Annotated in this window: 16 protein-coding genes and 3 pseudogenes; 9 read left to right on the forward strand and 10 right to left on the reverse strand. The window is 69.6% G+C overall.

Features of this window, described 5'->3' with window-relative positions; all coding sequences use genetic code 11:
• Positions 1 to 8: 8 nt before the first annotated feature.
• Together MTP03_RS00110 and MTP03_RS00115 are read right to left on the reverse strand one after the other, a co-directional pair.
• On the reverse strand, positions 9 to 779 hold the full coding sequence (locus tag MTP03_RS00110) for a hypothetical protein (protein ID WP_248490051.1): 771 nt from the start codon (positions 777 to 779) through the stop codon (positions 9 to 11).
• A complete protein-coding gene (locus MTP03_RS00115) occupies positions 776 to 1,768 on the reverse strand; it encodes a cupredoxin domain-containing protein (protein WP_248490052.1) in 993 nt (330 codons plus the stop codon). The genes MTP03_RS00110 and MTP03_RS00115 overlap by 4 nt, the downstream gene beginning before the upstream one ends.
• 587 nt (positions 1,769 to 2,355) lie before the next feature.
• Between MTP03_RS00115 and MTP03_RS00120 the strand changes: the two genes are divergently transcribed.
• From MTP03_RS00120 to MTP03_RS00135, 4 genes are all read left to right on the forward strand, one after another.
• The gene (locus tag MTP03_RS00120) at positions 2,356 to 2,619 is read left to right on the forward strand and encodes a hypothetical protein (protein ID WP_248490053.1); all 264 of its coding nucleotides are present in this window, start codon (positions 2,356 to 2,358) and stop codon (positions 2,617 to 2,619) included.
• Between the two features lie 717 nt (positions 2,620 to 3,336).
• On the forward strand, positions 3,337 to 3,546 hold the full coding sequence (locus MTP03_RS00125) for a CbtB-domain containing protein (protein ID WP_248490054.1): 210 nt from the start codon (positions 3,337 to 3,339) through the stop codon (positions 3,544 to 3,546).
• A gap of 11 nt (positions 3,547 to 3,557) precedes the next feature.
• On the forward strand, positions 3,558 to 4,310 hold the full coding sequence (locus MTP03_RS00130; protein WP_248490055.1) for a CbtA family protein: 753 nt from the start codon (positions 3,558 to 3,560) through the stop codon (positions 4,308 to 4,310).
• Positions 4,311 to 4,376: 66 nt separating this feature from the next.
• Entirely contained in the window at positions 4,377 to 4,550 is a 174-nt protein-coding gene (locus MTP03_RS00135; RefSeq protein ID WP_248490056.1) for a hypothetical protein, read from the forward strand.
• 31 nt (positions 4,551 to 4,581) lie between these two features.
• Here the strand turns inward: MTP03_RS00135 and MTP03_RS00140 are convergent, their stop codons facing one another.
• Positions 4,582 to 6,162, reverse strand: a complete 1,581-nt coding sequence (locus tag MTP03_RS00140) for a bifunctional NAD(P)/FAD-dependent oxidoreductase/class I SAM-dependent methyltransferase (protein WP_248490057.1) — start codon at positions 6,160 to 6,162, stop codon at positions 4,582 to 4,584.
• 57 nt (positions 6,163 to 6,219) lie between these two features.
• On the opposite strand from MTP03_RS00140, the gene MTP03_RS00145 reads away from it, so the two are divergent.
• A complete protein-coding gene (locus MTP03_RS00145) occupies positions 6,220 to 6,774 on the forward strand; it encodes a helix-turn-helix domain-containing protein (protein ID WP_248490058.1) in 555 nt (184 codons plus the stop codon).
• Positions 6,775 to 6,777: 3 nt separating this feature from the next.
• Here the strand turns inward: MTP03_RS00145 and MTP03_RS00150 are convergent, their stop codons facing one another.
• The gene (locus MTP03_RS00150; protein ID WP_248490059.1) at positions 6,778 to 7,290 is read right to left on the reverse strand and encodes a hypothetical protein; all 513 of its coding nucleotides are present in this window, start codon (positions 7,288 to 7,290) and stop codon (positions 6,778 to 6,780) included.
• Positions 7,291 to 7,387: 97 nt separating this feature from the next.
• Here MTP03_RS00150 and MTP03_RS00155 point away from each other — a divergent pair, with 97 nt between their 5' ends.
• Both MTP03_RS00155 and MTP03_RS00160 read left to right on the forward strand, forming a co-directional pair.
• The gene (locus tag MTP03_RS00155; RefSeq protein WP_248490060.1) at positions 7,388 to 7,918 is read left to right on the forward strand and encodes a peptidylprolyl isomerase; all 531 of its coding nucleotides are present in this window, start codon (positions 7,388 to 7,390) and stop codon (positions 7,916 to 7,918) included.
• 310 nt (positions 7,919 to 8,228) lie between these two features.
• Positions 8,229 to 8,717 (forward strand): C40 family peptidase, encoded by a 489-nt coding sequence (locus tag MTP03_RS00160; protein ID WP_248490061.1) that lies wholly within the window; start codon positions 8,229 to 8,231, stop codon positions 8,715 to 8,717.
• 1 nt (position 8,718) lies between these two features.
• Here MTP03_RS00160 and MTP03_RS00165 read toward each other — a convergent pair whose 3' ends face one another.
• The gene (locus MTP03_RS00165; RefSeq protein ID WP_248490062.1) at positions 8,719 to 9,120 is read right to left on the reverse strand and encodes a PH domain-containing protein; all 402 of its coding nucleotides are present in this window, start codon (positions 9,118 to 9,120) and stop codon (positions 8,719 to 8,721) included.
• Between the two features lie 54 nt (positions 9,121 to 9,174).
• A complete protein-coding gene (gene crgA / locus MTP03_RS00170; RefSeq protein WP_248490063.1) occupies positions 9,175 to 9,468 on the reverse strand; it encodes a cell division protein CrgA in 294 nt (97 codons plus the stop codon).
• Between the two features lie 81 nt (positions 9,469 to 9,549).
• On the opposite strand from crgA, the gene MTP03_RS00175 reads away from it, so the two are divergent.
• Positions 9,550 to 10,191: an aminodeoxychorismate/anthranilate synthase component II gene (locus tag MTP03_RS00175; RefSeq protein WP_248490064.1), complete on the forward strand. Its 642-nt coding sequence runs from the start codon at positions 9,550 to 9,552 to the stop codon at positions 10,189 to 10,191.
• 51 nt (positions 10,192 to 10,242) lie between these two features.
• Here MTP03_RS00175 and pknB read toward each other — a convergent pair whose 3' ends face one another.
• Positions 10,243 to 12,237 carry a Stk1 family PASTA domain-containing Ser/Thr kinase gene (pknB, locus tag MTP03_RS00180; RefSeq protein WP_248490065.1) on the reverse strand — a complete coding sequence of 665 codons (1,995 nt, stop codon included), beginning with the start codon at positions 12,235 to 12,237 and terminating at the stop codon, positions 10,243 to 10,245.
• Positions 12,238 to 12,320: 83 nt separating this feature from the next.
• Between pknB and MTP03_RS23175 the strand changes: the two genes are divergently transcribed.
• Positions 12,321 to 12,896, forward strand: coding sequence for a hypothetical protein (locus tag MTP03_RS23175; protein ID WP_248490066.1), 576 nt, complete (start codon positions 12,321 to 12,323; stop codon positions 12,894 to 12,896).
• 56 nt (positions 12,897 to 12,952) lie between these two features.
• Here MTP03_RS23175 and MTP03_RS23180 read toward each other — a convergent pair.
• The 3 pseudogenes from MTP03_RS23180 to MTP03_RS00200 form a co-directional block, all read right to left on the reverse strand.
• Positions 12,953 to 13,678, reverse strand: a pseudogene (locus MTP03_RS23180) (protein kinase); the annotation flags it as partial.
• A pseudogene (locus tag MTP03_RS00195) lies at positions 13,678 to 15,216 on the reverse strand (peptidoglycan D,D-transpeptidase FtsI family protein). The pseudogenes MTP03_RS00195 and MTP03_RS23180, both read right to left, overlap by 1 nt.
• Positions 15,213 to 16,633: pseudogene (locus MTP03_RS00200) on the reverse strand (FtsW/RodA/SpoVE family cell cycle protein). Before MTP03_RS00200 ends, MTP03_RS00195 begins: the two co-directional pseudogenes overlap by 4 nt.
• Between the last annotated feature and the right edge of the window lie 61 nt (positions 16,634 to 16,694).

Raw genomic sequence — 16,694 nt, forward strand, 5'->3', positions numbered from 1 at the left:
GCCACTGATCAGGACTCCTCGGCCAAGCTGCCCGGGATGGTGCCGACGAGGCCGTACATCTCTCGGTACTCCACGACCACGCGGTCCACGGCTGCTTTGACCGCATGGGTGCCGTCATCGAACTCGGGGATCGCTACCGCCGAGCGCCGCTCGCGGGCTACCTCGGGTGGCGCTCCGCCAAGTTGGGCGGCGAGCCTCAGTTGCCCACAAGCGAGCGCCACATGGTCGAGCGCATCAGTGAGGCTGTCGGGAGGCGCGAGCATCTGAATCTGGTAGTTGAGCGATGTGATCTGCGCGAGGTTCGCCTGGACTTCGTTTTCGTAGCCCTGCATCTCGCGGGCGAACATCTGCTGTAACGCTGTATTGGCCTCCGCAGTCCCCTCAGCCAGGCGTACGCGGTAGTTGTGCAAAAGGACGGCAGGCGGGACCACTCCAAGGGCAGCGGCAAGGTAGTCCGACAGCTTCACGGCCAGCCTCTCTCGACGGTGACGTGCAAGCTCTCGCTCGTCGATAGCAGCAGCGTCGCGGACGCGGCGCTGCTCTGCCTCGGTGACATCCTTCTTGCGGCGCACCTCTGCCGCCGCAATCTCCTTGTTCTGCCGTCGGACGGCGGCGCGCAGGTCGGCGCGCTGTCGCTTCGCGGCGTAGTGATTGTTCAGCCAGACGCCAAGGAGAGCAAGAATCGCGGAGAGGAGTGCGACGCTGGCGATCAGCAATGGTCCGTACGTCGTGATCCAAGACTGTTCAGCGACAGGCTGCGCAGGGGGCGTCGGCGTCATTCACAGATCGTAGGTGCGGGCGTTCCAACCTCGTCAGGTATCGCGCTGCTGGTCGCCATCGGGCGACTCCACCTCGCCGTCGGTCTCGGGCGCATCCTCGGTCGCAACGAGGGAGTCGCTGCGTCCCACCACTCCTCAACGGATGTGTTGATCGTGTCAGCGATGTCCCCGCTCATCAGCTTGAGCGTCGAGAGCTTCTTTCCGATGTTGTCTCCGGACACGCCCAGGGAGTAGACAGCGCGCTCGCCGACGATGAAGCGGTCGTGCAGGTGGCCCTTTGACCCCACGCGAACTTCAAGCTCTTGCTCGGGTTCTAGGTCACGCAACAAGAACCGAAGCGGGAGCAGTTCTTTCTCCTTGAGGTTCGGTCCGACGATGACCCGCTTGATCGAGGCGAACTCTATGAACAACGCAAGCTCAGGTGCTCGCAGATACGGGTCCACAATGGTGCAGCTTCCCGCATCCCCAATCTCGGCGAGAAGAGATGCCCAGGCGAGAGGTCCATCATCGTGCAGGACGAGAACGTTGTCGTCGGACGAGCGCTGTTGGTCAGAGCGTAGGAGCGCCTTCCCAAGGTCGGTGAGGCGCAGCCCTGTGCCTGTGCTGTTCGTCGTGATCCAGCGGAGGCGGGTGAGCTGCTCGATCAATGTCTCATCGGGCTCTCGGCGGGTACGAGTTCTCGGCTGCGCTGCGGCAAGTTGCGCCCATGAGCTATCAGGTCCGATAGCCAGGTTCAATTGATTCGCGAACGACTTGTTGACTGAACCCATGATCTTCGCGGTGTCGGTGAGTTTCAGGATCGTGTCGCGGATCGAAGGGCTGAGGGTTCCAGGACTCAGCGGCTCGATGGTCTCGACCGTGACCTTGCCTGGCAGAATATTCGGTCGCTCGAACCACTCGGTCACGTCATCGACGCTGGGCGAGAAGCCGCCATCGTTCACCTCACGGATGAACGTGAGAACACGCCGTTGATCGTCGTTCAGGATCATCGTCAGATCGTACTTGGCAGGAACGACAGGTCAGCGTGGATTCTCAGCGTGGCGGCAGGGTGTCCCGACTGGCACTCTTAACCGTGCCCTACCAGCATAGATGTATGGATCGAGCACCATCAGCACCCGCCCCGTACGTGCCGCCTGCCTATCGCGCGGGGACACCCCTGGCGGAGAAGATCGAGCGCGAGAACGCGGAGTCGCGCAAGCGCATGGCGCGGGAAGCCGAGCGGCGTTCGGCTCTGTACGGCTCTTCTCAGCCGAATAGAGGGCGCGGGGCATCCTCCGCGCCCGAGAGCGAGGGCAAGGGCAAGGGGAAGCCCAAGGGCGAGAACAAGAACGGTCCCCGCCGTCGGCGCAAGCCTGGTGAAGCTCCGCTACTCGGACCCTGGCTGCGGGTCTACGGTGTGATGTGTCCGAGGTGCCACGCCCATCGGTCCGAGCTATGCCATACGTCCAGCGGAGAGTTCCGATCCGTGTGGGAGCCTCATCGCGGGCGCGAGAAGCGAGGGCTTCGTGATGTGCGAATCACCGACCGAAAGGTCCGCCCACTGTTTGAGCAGGCGCTGACCGCGTGGGAGGCGGGCATGAGTGCGCGCGAGGCTGGCGTGCCGAACTCCCTCCCCGGAGTTGATCGCGAGAAGGGCACGGGGAACGGTCAGCACCAGGCGCAGGGGACTAGACAGGTGCAGGTCACGCGGGTCAAGCCCAAGGGGCGCGTGCAGAGCAAGAGCACGAGCACCAGCGGGGCAGTCGGGGTGCTCGGGGCATGGCTGGGCTCGTGGGTGTCTGCGTTCAAGTCCGCGTACTCGGAGCTGGGCGAGGCGTATGAGCAGGAGAAGCGACGGTGATCGGAGCTGATATCGCGTGCACGTATCGGTGCAGGTCGAGGGCTCGTGACGTGACAAGATTCTGACAAGAATCTCGTGAAATCACCTGGCGAGAATGTAATCAGAAGTGGTCACAAACCTGCATAATACGAGGTCACGCGAGTGTGTCTCGATCTGACCAGGCTGTTTGATCGCCTCTGCAAGGCGGATGTCAGGAGTTCGAATCTCCTAGGCTCCACTCGAAATCTTCATGCCGCAGGCGGTACCCGACCGGGTGCCGCCTGTCGCGTTCTCCGGGTCCGACGGTGCCGCCCGCCCGGTCGGGGCGGCGGGCTGCGGCACCCGAATTGCCTGGCGGATCGGCTAAGGACACCCGGAATGCCTAGTGGAATTGCTTGTGGCACCCGAATTGCGCGTGGACACCCGGCATGCAGGGTGTCTACGAGCATTTCGGGTGTTTCGGCCTGGATCGGCGGGCAGATCGGGTGTCGAAGCGTGAACCGAGGCCGACGGTGCCGCCCTGCGCTGCAACTCCCGTCGTGCGAGCGGACTCAGTGCGGAGCGACGTGGGCGCCGCGGAGGTGAGCGCGCGGGGTTAGACTGCGCACGCCGGATGCGGAATCCCGTAGGGGAGCGGTCGCGCCACTGTGAAGCCAGACCCGCACCGGTGGCCCGGGGGACCGGGCACCGTCGAACCGCCTACCCGGGCGCGAAAACCCGGACGTAAGGAGCGCCGCAATGGCGAACACCACCACCGCGCACGCCGGTGACCTCTCGCTGCACCTCTCCCGCCGGGCCGTACGGCTCGGCGTCACGCTGATCCTCGCGGTACTCGCGTACTACTTCATCGGCATCGACCAGGGCGCCGTGTCGGTGTTCGGGAACGACATGCACGTGCACGAGTTCTTCCACGACGCCCGGCACTTCCTGGGCTTCCCCTGCCACTGATAGGGGGAGCGATGGAGAAGCACGTCATCGCCCGCGGCGCACTCGCCGGGGCGATCGGAGGCCTGCTCGCGTTCGTCTTCGGGCGGGTCATGGTGGAGCCGATCATCGGCCGCGCCATCGACTTCGAGGAGGCCCTGGGCGCCGCGGAGCACGCCGCCCACCCGGGCATGGCCGACGAACCGGAGCTCATCGCCCGTGCGGTGCAGCAGAACCTGGGCCTCGGCGCCGGAATGATCCTGTTCGGCGTCGCGATGGGTGCGCTGTTCGCCGTCGCCTACTGCGTCGCGGCGCCGAAGCTCGCGCACTGGACCCCGCGGGGTGTCGCGCTGGCGGTGGCCGGCTCGTTGTTCGCGGGCCTGTACGCGATCCCGTACCTGAAGTACCCGCCGAACCCGCCCGTCGTCGGCGACCCGGACACGATCCGCGAGCGCACCGGCGCGTACCTGCTCATGGTCGCGATCTGCCTTGCGCTCATCGCGGCAGCGTGGGTCGTGGGGCTCGCGGCCGTGCCCCGATTCGGGGGCTACCGGGCTGTGCTGATCGGAGCCGCGATCGTCGTCGCCGGCGCGGTGGTGGCGTTCCTAGTGCTGCCGGGCACCGTCGCCACGCCCGACGGGTTCGATCCCGACGACCTGTACTGGTTCCGGACCTACTCGTTCGTCGCGCAGGCGATCCTGTGGGCCGGGATCGGCCTGGTGGGTGGGGAGCTCCTGCATCGCCTGACGGTGCGCCGGCGGCCGACCGCGATGCCCGTGGCGGCCTGACCCCGTGCGGACCCACCGTCGCGCCGGACCTGGGCAACGTGGCGGCGGCGGCCTACCCTCAGGGGTATGAACCGCCGCTGCGCACTGTGCTGGGTCGCCACGCTGGTCGCGCTGATCGTCTCCGCGACCGCGCACTACCGCGGCGGCTGGGGCGGCCTGGACGGCCTGTTCCTGGTGATCGCCTTGGCCTGGGTGCTGCTCGCGATCCAGGCGCACCAGCCGGCGAGCTGGCGCGGGTAGGACGCGCCGCACGGCTCGCCCGCCCGCCAGCTCAGCCCCGAACCCGCCGCGCGCGCAGCACCACGTCCTCAATGTGATGGGTGGACACGGCGCCGTGGGGGCGTGCCCGCTTCTCGTGCACCTCGATGACCCACTGATCGGATTCGGTGACAGCGGCGGCCACGTGGTCGACGCTCACGTAGGCGTCGGGGTCGAACGCCTGCGCGTGCTCGCCGGTCGCGGCCACCGCGCGCATCGCCTCCGGGTCGTGGCCGACCACCAGCAGCGTGCCGTCGGGCGCGACGGCCTCGAGCAGGTTGAGTACCGCGCGCTGGTCCGGTGAGCGGGGGATGGACGCGTACTGAGCGCTGACCAGGTCGAACGCGCCTGTGGGGAACGGATCGAGTGCGCCAGCGTCGGCGAGCAGGGTCGCGACGGCCGCCCCGCGCTGTGCGGCTGCCGTGGCGACGTGCTCGAGCGCGCGCGCCGAGACGTCCGATGCGGTCACCGCCCAGCCCTGTTCCGCGAGCCACACCGCATCGCCGCCCTCGCCCGCACCGACGTCGAGGGCGCGCCCCGGGGCGAGTCCGGTGATCTCGCGGACCAGTGTGCCGTTGGGGTTGCCGCTCCACATGCGCTCACCGTCGTAGCGGTTGTCCCAGTCCCGGCGGTTGGCCGACGGCCGGGCGTCGGCGGCGAGGTCCTCCTCCGCCAGGTCGAAGCTGATCATCGCGCCGACGGTGCTGCCCTGGGCCGCTGCCGCCAGGAGCTGCTGGGACGGGTCGGTGAGGCTGCCGGCCGCGTACAGCCCCGGCACGCCGGTCGCGCCGCGGGGGTCGACGGTGACCACATCGCCGAAGCCCGAGGGGTGCGGCTCGGGGTGCAGGCCGAGCTCGGCGAACGCTTCGGCGCGGGCCCGGACGCGGGGCGCCACGACCACCGCGTCGGCGGGCAGGACCGTCCCGTCGGCCAGCTCGACGCCGGTGACCGCGCTGTCGCCGGCGACGTTCACCCCGGTGACGATGCGGCGCGCGGGCCCGGAGACCACGGTGACCCCGCCGGCTCGGAGCGCGGGCACGCGCTCGTCGTCCTCGAGCGCCGGGTCGCCGAGGACCACGGTGAGGCGGTCCGTGAGCCGCCGCAGCAACGGCGTCGGATGCAGGCCCAGCGGGGCGTCGACCAGCTGGACCACCCGGCGGTCGCGGACCTCGTAGCCGTGGCAGAAGGGGCAGTGCAGCACGTCGCGGCCCCAGTGGGCGGCGAGCCCGTCGACCGGGGGCAACTCGTCGGCGAGGCCGGTGGCCGCCAGGACGCGGCGGGCGAGGATCGCGTGGCCGCCGGCGAGCTCCACGCGGAAGCCGTCCGCGGTGCGGGTGACCCGCTCCGCCTGCGTGGACAGTACCTCTCCGCCGTACGCGCGCACGTCCTCGCGGCCGCGACGCAGCAGCTCGGCGGGCGGCGCACCGTCGAACCCGAGGAAGCTGTGGAGGTGCTCGGCGGGCGCGTTGCGGGGCTCGCCCGCGTCGACGACCAGGACGGAGCGGCGCTGGCGGCCGAGCTGCAGGGCCGCGGCCAGCCCGGCGACGGAGCCGCCGATCACGCAGACGTCGCAGTGGCGTTCGATGAGGTTCATGACTCCCAGCGTACGAAGCCTCACCGATATCGCAAGGAGTCTTGCTATATTCGCAAGATGACCGAGTTGAGTGCGATCGAGAACCTGGTACGGACGCGGCTGCGCAGCCTGCGGACCACGCTCGGGCTGTCGCTGGACGAGCTGGCAGCTCGCACCGCGCTGAGCGCGTCCACCATCAGCCGGGTAGAGACGGGCCGGCGCGGCATCAGTCTGGACATCCTGGTGCCGCTGGCCAAGGGACTGCAGGTGGACCTGGACGCGCTGCTCGATGCAGGAGACTCCGATGATGTGGTGCTGCGGCCGGCGCCCAGCCGCCACGACGGCCGGACCACCTGGCTACTGACGCGTCCGACCAGCGACATCCTGGCCATGAAGCTCCGATTGGAGCCCGCTGCCCCGACCGAGCCGCGCGTGCATCCGGGCCACGACTGGTTCTTCGTGCTCGAGGGGCGGGTGCGGCTGACCCTCGGGGAGCGCGAGATCGAGGTGCAGGCGGGCGAGTCGGCGGAGTTCAACACGATGACGCCGCACGCCATCGGCGCCGTCGACGGCCCGGCCGAGGTGATCATGATCTTCGACCGGGCCGGGCGCGCGGCGCACGGGGAGGGGTAGTGGCTACTCGCCCTGCTTGCGGGGATCCTCGTCGACGGTGCCGTCGGTCGCCACTTCGAGGTCGATCTCCTCGCTGGTCAGCGGCGCGCTATCGCCCGTGGCGCCGCTCGCCGGGCGCACGCGCGGCGGCTCGGGCGCGACGGGCGGGGCCGACGGGGTGCGCAGCAGCTTGAACGCCACGCCGCCGATCGCCAGCACGAGGGTGACCGCCAGCGTGATCAGCAGCGGGCGGCGCCATGCCGGGCCGGCGGAGGCGGCATCGTCGGACAGCGTGATGGCGCGATCCGGATCGACCTCGGCCGGGGAGATCCACGAGCGGACCAGCCGGTACAGCGCGCCGAGCGCCCGGCCGGCGAGCGAGAGGCCCAGGCCCGAGAGGGCGCGCGCGATGTTGGCGGGGCCGAGCACGCTCTGGCTGAGGCCGGACACCAGCCGCTGGGCGTTGGTCGGGCGCGCGGCGGGTGCGGCGGCCTCGGGGGCGGGTGCTGCGTCGTCGACAAGAGCGGGGGTTGCCATCGTGGCGGGTTCCTTTCGGCGGACGAGAAGGCGTGTTCCACCGCCGGATCCGCGATCTCGACCGGTTCGCACCTGCGGAGAATGGCAGAATGGCGGTGTGACCAACTCCAACGCTACCGCCCACGCGACTCTGCACACCTCCGAAGGCGACATCCGCATCGCGCTGTTCGGCAATCACGCCCCCGTGACCGTGGCGAACTTCGTCGGGCTCGCCCAGGGCACCAAGGAGTACACCACGACCAACGCGTCGGGTGGCACCTCCGGCCCGTTCTACGACGGCTCGATCTTCCACCGCGTCATCGACGGATTCATGATCCAGGGCGGCGACCCGACCGGCACCGGCACGGGTGGCCCGGGGTACGACTTCGTCGACGAGTTCCACCCCGAGCTCAAGTTCGACCACCCGTACATTCTGGCGATGGCCAACATCGGCCGTCCCGCGACGAACGGGTCGCAGTTCTTCATCACGGTCGGTAAGACGCCGCACCTGAACAACCGGCACACGATCTTCGGCGAGGTCGCCGACGAGGAGAGCCGCAAGGTGGTCGACATCATCGGCGGCGCCCCGACCGATCGCGCCGATCGCCCGGTCAAGGAAGTCACCATCAACTCGATCACGATCGACTAGCGCCCCGCGCTGTCCGCGACGCCCGGCCGAGGATTCGGCCGGGCGTTCGTGTTTGTGCAGTGCGATCGCACATTCATTACTTAGCGCAGGCCATTCATGATTCGCGATCGTCTGCGCTACCGAATTGTCCGAGGCGCAACGATTCCAGTGATGGGCATCACGGTCCGCGCAGGTCGGTGACGATCTTCACCGCACAGCAGCCCGTCTGAGATGGACACCTGCGGTTCGCGGTTCGTAATCTTTCCGTGATCTTGTGGAGATGAAGGCGTGACCAGCATGCCGCTCCGCCGGAGTCGGGAGTTCGAAGAAAGTGTCCAGCGACAGTACGAAGACCACGAAGACCACCCTGCGCGCCGCCCTCGGCGTCGCGCTCGCCGTGACCGGACTCGTCGCAGCACCCGCCGTGGCCCAGGCGGCCCCGGCACCCCGGACACCCGTCAACCAGGTGGCGCAGGCCGGCGGCCCCGACCGCTCCGCCGTCGTGCGGGCCGCGATGACCCGCATCGGCATGCCGTACGTCTACGGGGCCGCGGGCCCGTCGTCGTTCGACTGCTCGGGCCTCGTCACCTGGGCCATGAACCAGGCCGGCGTCAGCGTGCCGCGCAGCAGCTACGCACTGATGAGCGCCGGCACCCCGGTCGCGCAGACGAACCTGCGCCCGGGCGACGTGGTCATCACCAACGGCGGCGGCCACGCGGCGCTGTACGTGGGCAACGGTCAGGTCGTGGAGGCCGTGACCTCCGGCGTGCCCGTGCGGGTGGCGGGAATCCGCGGCTTCGTCACCGCGCGCCGCTTCTGATCTACGGGCGGAGCTCCTCGAGACGCTGGGCGACGGCGGTCGTCGCCTCGCCCAGCTCCCAGCGGCCGAGGAACAGCATGTCGTCGCCGCGGGTGAGCTCCAGCAGGACGGACTCGCGGCCCCAGTGCTTGGTGATCGTCCGCTTGATCTCCAGGCCGTCCCACGGGAAATACTTACGGCCGAACACGCCCCGGTAGGTGACGCCCGCACCGTCGGCCTGCAGGCGGGGGCGCAGCAGTAGGACCTGCAGGCCCAGAAACGCGAGAACGACGGTGCCGAGCCCGACCAGGATCAGCCCGATCGGGTCCTTGATCACGCCGAACGAGACCGTCACGGCGCCGAGGGCTACCGCGCCGAGCAGCGCCACAACCCCGACCCCGCGCGGAGCGCTCCAGTTATCCACAGGTTTATCCACAGCTGGGGATGAATGACATCGATGTGTTTTCGCTGCTCAGATCTACTTCCACCACATCGTCATCAACAGGCCGACGATCATCAGGCCGAATCCGATCGCGAAGTTCCACGCGTCGAGGTTCGCCATCCACTCCAGCGGCTCGCCCGGGCCGCCGAGGCCCTGGGGATCGGCGCCGACGTAGTACACCAGCAACCAGGCCAGGCCGGCGAGCATGAAGCCCAGGAACAGCACGACGAACCAGCGACCGGACGGCGCGCTCACCTTGACCGGGGTGCGCGTGTCCGTCGACGCGTTGATCGTGTAATCGGTCTTCTTCCGGACCTTCGACTTCGGCATGACTTCCTTCTACCGGGGTGCTTTTCACCTGCCAGGTTATCGGATGTACCTGCGTACGCCCCACCCCGTAGGCTGAAGCACGTGCGGATCCTCGTCGTCGACAACTATGACAGCTTCGTGTTCAACCTGGTCCAGTACCTGGGCCAATTGGGCGTGGAGGCGGACGTCTGGCGCAACGACGATGCCCGGCTGGACGATCCGGCCGCCGCGGCCGCGCAGTACGACGGTGTGCTGCTCAGCCCCGGCCCCGGCACCCCGCAGCGCGCGGGGCAGACGATGCCCATGGTCGAGGCGGCGCGGGCAGCCGGCTCCCCGCTGCTCGGCGTGTGCCTGGGCCACCAGGCGATCGGCGCCGTGTTCGGCGCCACCGTGGACCGTGCGCCGGAGCTGCTGCACGGCAAGACCTCGCTCGTGCACCACAACGGCCACGGCGTGCTCGCGGGCCTGCCCGACCCGTTCACCGCGACCCGTTACCACTCGCTGACGGTGCTCGAGCCCACGATCCCCGACGAGTTGGAGATCACCGGTCGCACCGACTCCGGCGTGGTGATGGGTTTCCAGCACCGCGAGCTGCCGATCCACGGCGTGCAGTTCCATCCCGAGTCCGTCCTCACGCAGGGCGGCCACCGAATGCTCGCGAACTGGCTCGCCGTCTGCGGCCTGACGATCCCCGAGGCCCGCGTCGCGGAGCTCGAGCACGAGGTCGCCGCGGCGCTCGCCTGACGGGCCGGCCCGGCACCGTCGGACTGCGGGAGCCGCAGCCGACCGACCGGCCTACGACCGCCGTACGTGCAGGACGATCGACGCCGACGAATCCACCTGCGCGCCGACATCGGGATCGGTCCGCCAGACCCTGCCCTTGTCGAACAGGCCCGACGGGGCGTCGACCACGACGCGGATGTTCTCCGCCGAGAAACCGGCCTGGATGAGCGCGGCGCGCGCGGCGTTCTGATCCTGGTTGATCACGTTCGGCATGGTGATCGGCTTGGCCCGCGACACCTGCAGGGTGACGGTGCTGCCCTTGTCGGCGTTCGACCCGCCGGTCGGGTTCTGGCCCACGACGGTGCCTGCGGCCGCCGGGTTGTCGACGCGCGCGATCTGCACGTCGAAGCCCAGGCCCTTGAGGTTCGCCTCCGCCTGCGAGACCTGCGTGTTGGTCACGTCCGGCACCCGCACCTGCTCCTTGCCGGAGCTCACCGTGAGCACGATGGGAGTGGTCTGCGGCGTGTTGGCGCCGATCGCCGGGTTGGTGGAGATCACGGTGCCGGCCTTGACGGTGGCCGACGGCTCGCGCTTGGGATCCTTGGACACGGTGAAACCGGCCTTGGTGAGGATATCGCGGGCCTCGGCCTCGGGGCGGTTCGCCACGTCGGGCACGGCGACGATCTTGGGGCCGGTCGACACCTGCAGGATCACCGTCGAGCCCTCGGCGGCCTGGGCGTCCGGCCCCGGCATCGTCGAGATCACGTGCTCCGCGGGCACCGCGTTGTCCGGCACGCGCTGGATCTCCACGTTGAACCGCAGTTTCTGCAGCGCGACCTGCGCCTCCGTAGCCGGCTTGCCGATCTGTGAGGTCACGGTGGCCAGCTTCTCGCCGCTGCCCTGGCTGCTCAGGAAGTACCAGGTGCTGCCGCCGACGAGCACCAGCGCGATCACCGCCAGCGAGAGCAGGACCACCAGGCGCGAGCGGCCGCCGCGCTTCGGAGGGGCCGTGTGCCGGCGCCGCGTCGGGGCGGGCGCGGACGAGTCCACGACCTCGGTCGGGGGATCCTCGTCCGACGGTGCGCCCGTCCCGGCCGCGGCGGTGTCCGCAGCGGCGGCCGCGGGCGCTGCGGCCTTGGCCGCCTCGCGGCGCCGGGGCCTCGCGGGTTCGGTGAGCAGCGCGTCGCGTTCGTCGTCGGTGAGGACCATCGGCGCCTCGGGCTTGCGCCCGGCGAGGACGCGGATGAGGTCCTGCCGCATCTCGCCCGCGGTCTGGTAGCGGTTCGCGGGGTTCTTCGACAGCGCCTTGAGCGTGATCGAGTCCAGCTCCGGCGGCACGGTGTCGAGCAGCGACGACGGCGTGGGCGGATCCTCGCGGACGTGCTGGTACGCCACGGACACGGGCGAGTCGCCGGTGAACGGCGGCTGCCCCGTGAGCAGCTCGAACAGGACGCAGCCGGCGGCGTACACGTCGGAGCGGGCGTCCACCGAGTCGCCGCGGGCCTGTTCCGGCGAGAGGTACTGGGCCGTGCCGATGACGGCGGCGGTCTGGGTCATGCCGGCCGACGGGTCGCTCATCGCCCGCGCGATGCCGAAGTCCATCACCTTGATCTCGCCGGCGCGGGTGAGCATCACGTTGGCGGGCTTCATGTCGCGGTGCACGATGCCGTTGCGATGGCTGAAGTCCAGCGCCGCGCACACGTCGGCCATCCAGGTCATCGCGGCCTGCGGGGCGATGGTGCCGTCGCGGCGCAGCACGTCGCGCAGGGTCTCCCCGTCGACGTACTCCATCACGATGTACGGCAGCGGCCCACCGCTGGTCTGCGCCTCGCCGGTGTCGTAGACCTGCACGATCGTCGGGTGGTTCAGTGACGCCGCGTTCTGCGCCTCCCGCCGGAACCGCTCGTAGAAGCTCGGGTCCCGGGCGAGGTCGGCGCGGAGGATCTTGATCGCGACGTCGCGCGACAGGCGCGTGTCGCGGGCCAGGTGCACCTCGGACATGCCGCCGAACCCGAGCGTCTCGCCCAGGTCGTAGCGGTCGTTGATCCGCCGCGGCGGGGTCGTCATCCGTCGCTCCCGCCCAGGACCGCGCCGGGGATGGGCAGGCCGAAGATCCGCGCGGCGGCGGCGTCGTGGTCGGCTCAGGGCCGGTGACGTCCGTCGTCGTGGTGGGTGGCTCCGTCGTGGTGGGTGGCTCCGTCGTGGTGGGCGGCGGGGTGGTCGTGGGCCGCGGCGGCGGCGGGGTGGTCGTCGGCTGGGTGGCCGTCGACGTCTCCGTCACCGTCTTGGTCGGCTGCGTGGGTGGCGGCAGCGGCCGCGCCGATGTGGCCACCCCGACGGCGGCGGGGCCACCGTGGTCTGGACCGAGCTCGACGGGGGCAGTGGCGACTCCGTGCCGGTGTCGCGGAACAGCAGGTACCCGCCCACGATGCCCGCGGCCAGCAGCAGCAGGATCACGGACACGCCCAGGATGGTCTTCTGGGCGCGGGTCCAGCCCCTCGGACGGGTGGGCCGACGGTGCCGCGGCCCGCGGGGTCGGGTTCGAGTTGCGGACCACCGGCTGCGGGCCGGGCCGCGCGGGCGGCGGGACGATCGCGGTCGCGGCCGTCTCGGGCGCCCGGGAGGCGGCTGGCAGGGCGCCGCCGGTCCAGCCACGCGGCATGGGCGGGCGCTGCCCGGCCTTCACTGCGGCCACGGCGTCGGCGAACTCGCCGCCGTTGGCGTAGCGCTGCCGCGGGTCCTTGACCAGGGTCAGCGTGATGAGCTCACGCACCGGCGCCGGAAGGTCGGCCGGAAGTGGCTCCGGCTGGTCGCGGATGTGCTTCATCGCGACGGTGATGGCACCGTCGCCCGTGAACGGACGCTTGCCGGCGAGGCACTCGTACCCGACCACGCCCAGGGAGTACACGTCGGAGGCCGCGGTCGCGTCCTCGCCCGAGGCCTGTTCGGGGGAGATGTACTGGGCCGTCCCCATGACCATGCCGGTCTTGGTGACGGGTGCGGCGTCGACGGCCTTGGCGATACCGAAGTCGGTGATCTTCACCTGTCCGGTGGGGGTGATGAGGATGTTGCCGGGCTTGACGTCGCGGTGCACCAGGCCGGCGGTGTGGGCCACCTGGAGCGCGCGGCCGGTCTGCTCGAGCAGGTCGAGCGCCTGCGCCTGGCTGAGGTGGCCGAGGCGGCTCAGGACGGCGTTGAGCGGCTCGCCGTTGACGAGCTCCATCACCAGGTAGGCGAGCGGTGCGCCGCCGGACTGGTCCTCGGTCTCGCCGTAGTCGTACACGCCGGCGATGCCGGGGTGGTTGAGGGCCGCGGTGGTGCGGGCCTCGTTCCGGAACCGGGCGAGGAACTCCTTGTCGTCCGAGAACTCGGCCTTGAGGACCTTGATGGCGACGCGGCGGTCGAGCCGGGTGTCCATCGCCTCCCACACCTGACCCATACCGCCGGTGGCGATGAGCCGGAGGAGTTCGTAGCGGTCGGCGATCACCGATCCGGTCTGCAGACTCATCAGTTCCCCTGCCCGTTCACCGCGGCGTTGATCACCGCACGTCCGATCGGCGCTGCGAGCGACCCACCGGTCGCCGCCTCGCCCTGGTTTCCACCGTTCTCAATGATGACCGCCACTGCTACCTTCGGATCGTTGGCCGGGCCGTACCCGATGTACCAGGCGTGCGGGGCTTCGCCGCCCTTCTGCGCCTGCGAGTGCTCCGCCGTGCCCGTCTTGGACGCGATGCTCACGCCGCCCCCGGAGCCCTTGGTGTTGCGCTCCGACGCGAGCATCAGCTCACGCATCTGCGCGGCGACCGCCGGGGAGATCGCCTGGCCGGCCCGCTTCGGTGCCGTGACGCCGAAGGTCGAGAGGTCGGGCGACTGGTAGCTGTCCACCAGGTACGGCTGCATCCGAATGCCGCCGTTGGCCAGCGTCGCCGCGATCACCGCGTTCTGCAGCGGCGTCAGCGCGACGTCCAGCTGGCCGATCGCCGACTGTCCGACCTCCGCGGGGTACTGCATGCTGCCGGTGACGGACTGGGCCACGGGCAGCGGGATGGGGTCGGGCGTCGAGTTCACGCCGAAGTTGTTCGCCATCTGCTTGATCGCCTCTCCTCCGTCCTGCATCTTCGTCGTGGCCAGGTCCACGAACGCGGTGTTGCACGAGTATTGGAACGCCTGCAACAGGCTGACGGTACCGCCAGAACTGCTGGGGCACGTCATGCCCGCGTAGTTCGAGAGCGTCGTGCCGCCACCCCGGGCAGGGTGATCTGTTTGTCGGCCGTGAGCCGTGTGTCCAGGTCGACGCCCTTTCCCTGGGACAGTGCCGCCGCGGTCGTGATCACCTTGAACGTCGATCCCGGGGTAGGTCCAACTGGTAGCGCGGTTGTCCATGGGCTTGTTCGGGTCGTCATTGAGTTCCTCCCACGCTCCGCGCACCGACTTGAGGTCGTGCGAGGACAACCGGCCCGGGTCGTAACTGGGGGTGGAGACCAACGCGAGGATCTTGCCGGTCTGCGGCTCGATCGCGACGGCGGCGCCGTGGCACGGCCCGGCGCTGCCGCACGCGGAACTGAGGCGTTCGTACGCGACGCGCTGCAGCGTCGGGTTGATCGTGGTCACGACGTTGCCGCCGCGGGGATCGCGGCCGGAGAACAGGTCGATCATGCGGCGGCCGAACAGCCGGTCGTCGGATCCGTTGAGGATCGCGTCCTCGGCGTGCTCGATGCCGCCCGAGCTGTACACCATCGAGTAGTAGCCGGTGAGGGGTGCGTACGCCGTCGCCATGTCGGTGGGGTAGGTCCGCAGGTACTTGTATCGGTCCTCCGTGGGCACCGACTGCGCCATCACCTGGCCGCCGGCCAGGATGGAGCCGCGCTGGCGCGCGTACTCGTCGAGGAGCACGCGCTCGTTGCGGGTGTCGGTGCGCAGATCGCCGTGGCGGTTCGCGGTGGCGGTGCCGGCCATCTGGAACACCTGGACATAGGTCGACCAGCCCAGGAGGACGACCACCAGGGCGACGACGACGAGTGAGATGCGGCGGATCGGCCCGTTCATACGCGCTTCACGATCTCGGTCGGCCGGTCGGGGACCGGGGCGCCGGGCTTGCGGGCCACCTTGGGCTCGCGCGCGGCGTTGGAGATGCGCAGCAGGATCCCGATGAGCGCGTAGTTGGTGAGCAGCGACGAGCCGCCGTAACTCATGAACGGCGTCGTGAGGCCCGTCAACGGGATGAGCTTGGTGACGCCGCCGACCACGACGAACAGCTGGATCGCCATCGTCGCCACGAGGCCCGCGGCCAGCAGCTTGCCGAAGCTGTCGCGCACCGTCAGGCTCGCGCGGAAGCCGCGGAAGATCAGAATCAGGAACAGCATGAGCACTGCGGCCAGGCCGATCAGCCCCAGTTCCTCGCCGATCGCGGCGATGATGAAGTCGGTCGAGGCGAACGGGACCATCGTGGGTCGGCCCGAACCGAGGCCGGTACCCGCGAGGCCGCCGGTGGCCAGCGAGAACAACGACTGCGCGGGCTGGTTGCCCTTGCCGTAGAAGTCGTCGAACGGGTCCTGCCACACGGCGACGCGGACCTGCAGGTGCGGGAACAGCTCGTACGCGATCAACGCGCCGACCACCGCGAGCGACAGGCCCACCACGATCCAGCCGACCCGCTCGGTGGCGATGTACACCATCGCCAACACCGTGAAGAAGATCAGGAGTGGCGTGCCCAGGTCGTTCGCGTAGCCGAGGACCGCGAGAGCGAGCACCCACACCAGCAGCAGCGGCGCCAGGTCGCGGGCGCGGGGAGGTCCACGCCCAGTACCCGCTTGCCCGCGGACGTGAACAGGTCACGCTTGGACACGAGGAACGCCGCGGTGAACACGATGAGCAGGATCTTGCTGACCTCGCTCGGCTGGATGTTGAACAGCGGAGTCTTGATCCAGTTCTTGGAGCCGTTGATCTCCGACATGCTCGACGGCAGCAGCGCCGGCAGCGCGAGGAAGACCAGGCCCGCGAGGCCGATCGTGTACGCGTACTTCGACAGCGTGCGGTGATCGCGCAGGACGGCGAGGACGCCGATCAGAACGGCGACGCCGATCAGGGTCCACAGGACCTGCTGGTTCGCCTCCTGGGTCTCGACGATGCGGCCGTTCTCGCCCTTCTGGTTGCCCAGGTCGAGGCGGTGGATCAGCACCAGGCCGAGGCCGTTGAGCAGCGCGACCACGGGCAGGATCAGCGGGTCCGCGTGCGGCGCGAACCGTCGCACCGCGACGTGCGCGGCGCCGTAGAGCACGACGAACGCGATCACGTACTTGGCCAGGTCGATGGTGAGGCGCTGCTCCTGGGCCCATTCGACGATCGACAGCGACGCGCCGACGACCACCGTCGCCGCGATCAGCAGCGTCAGCTCGTAGGTGCGGGATCGCCGGTTCGGGTCGAGGGCGATGCCCGATCCGGGAGTGCTGGTCGCGGACGTCACGACGTCCCTCCGCGGCACGGCTGCTGCGGCGTCGATGACTGCGTCACGACCTTGGTGACCG

This window comes from Tsukamurella sp. PLM1 (assembly GCF_023168325.1).
In the GTDB taxonomy this organism is placed as follows: domain Bacteria; phylum Actinomycetota; class Actinomycetes; order Mycobacteriales; family Mycobacteriaceae; genus Tsukamurella.

Coding starts and splice junctions, on each gene's coding strand:
- MTP03_RS00115 (WP_248490052.1), bottom strand. CDS start 1,768: ATGATCCTGAACGACGATCAACGGCGTGTTCTCACGTTCATCCGTGAG.
- crgA (WP_248490063.1), bottom strand. CDS start 9,468: ATGCCGAAGTCGAAGGTCCGGAAGAAGACCGATTACACGATCAACGCG.
- MTP03_RS00145 (WP_248490058.1), top strand. CDS start 6,220: ATGACCGAGTTGAGTGCGATCGAGAACCTGGTACGGACGCGGCTGCGC.
- MTP03_RS00130 (WP_248490055.1), top strand. CDS start 3,558: ATGGAGAAGCACGTCATCGCCCGCGGCGCACTCGCCGGGGCGATCGGA.
- MTP03_RS00110 (WP_248490051.1), bottom strand. CDS start 779: ATGACGCCGACGCCCCCTGCGCAGCCTGTCGCTGAACAGTCTTGGATC.
- MTP03_RS00125 (WP_248490054.1), top strand. CDS start 3,337: ATGGCGAACACCACCACCGCGCACGCCGGTGACCTCTCGCTGCACCTC.
- MTP03_RS00120 (WP_248490053.1), top strand. CDS start 2,356: ATGAGTGCGCGCGAGGCTGGCGTGCCGAACTCCCTCCCCGGAGTTGAT.
- MTP03_RS00135 (WP_248490056.1), top strand. CDS start 4,377: ATGAACCGCCGCTGCGCACTGTGCTGGGTCGCCACGCTGGTCGCGCTG.
- MTP03_RS00150 (WP_248490059.1), bottom strand. CDS start 7,290: ATGGCAACCCCCGCTCTTGTCGACGACGCAGCACCCGCCCCCGAGGCC.
- MTP03_RS00140 (WP_248490057.1), bottom strand. CDS start 6,162: ATGAACCTCATCGAACGCCACTGCGACGTCTGCGTGATCGGCGGCTCC.
- pknB (WP_248490065.1), bottom strand. CDS start 12,237: ATGACGACCCCGCCGCGGCGGATCAACGACCGCTACGACCTGGGCGAG.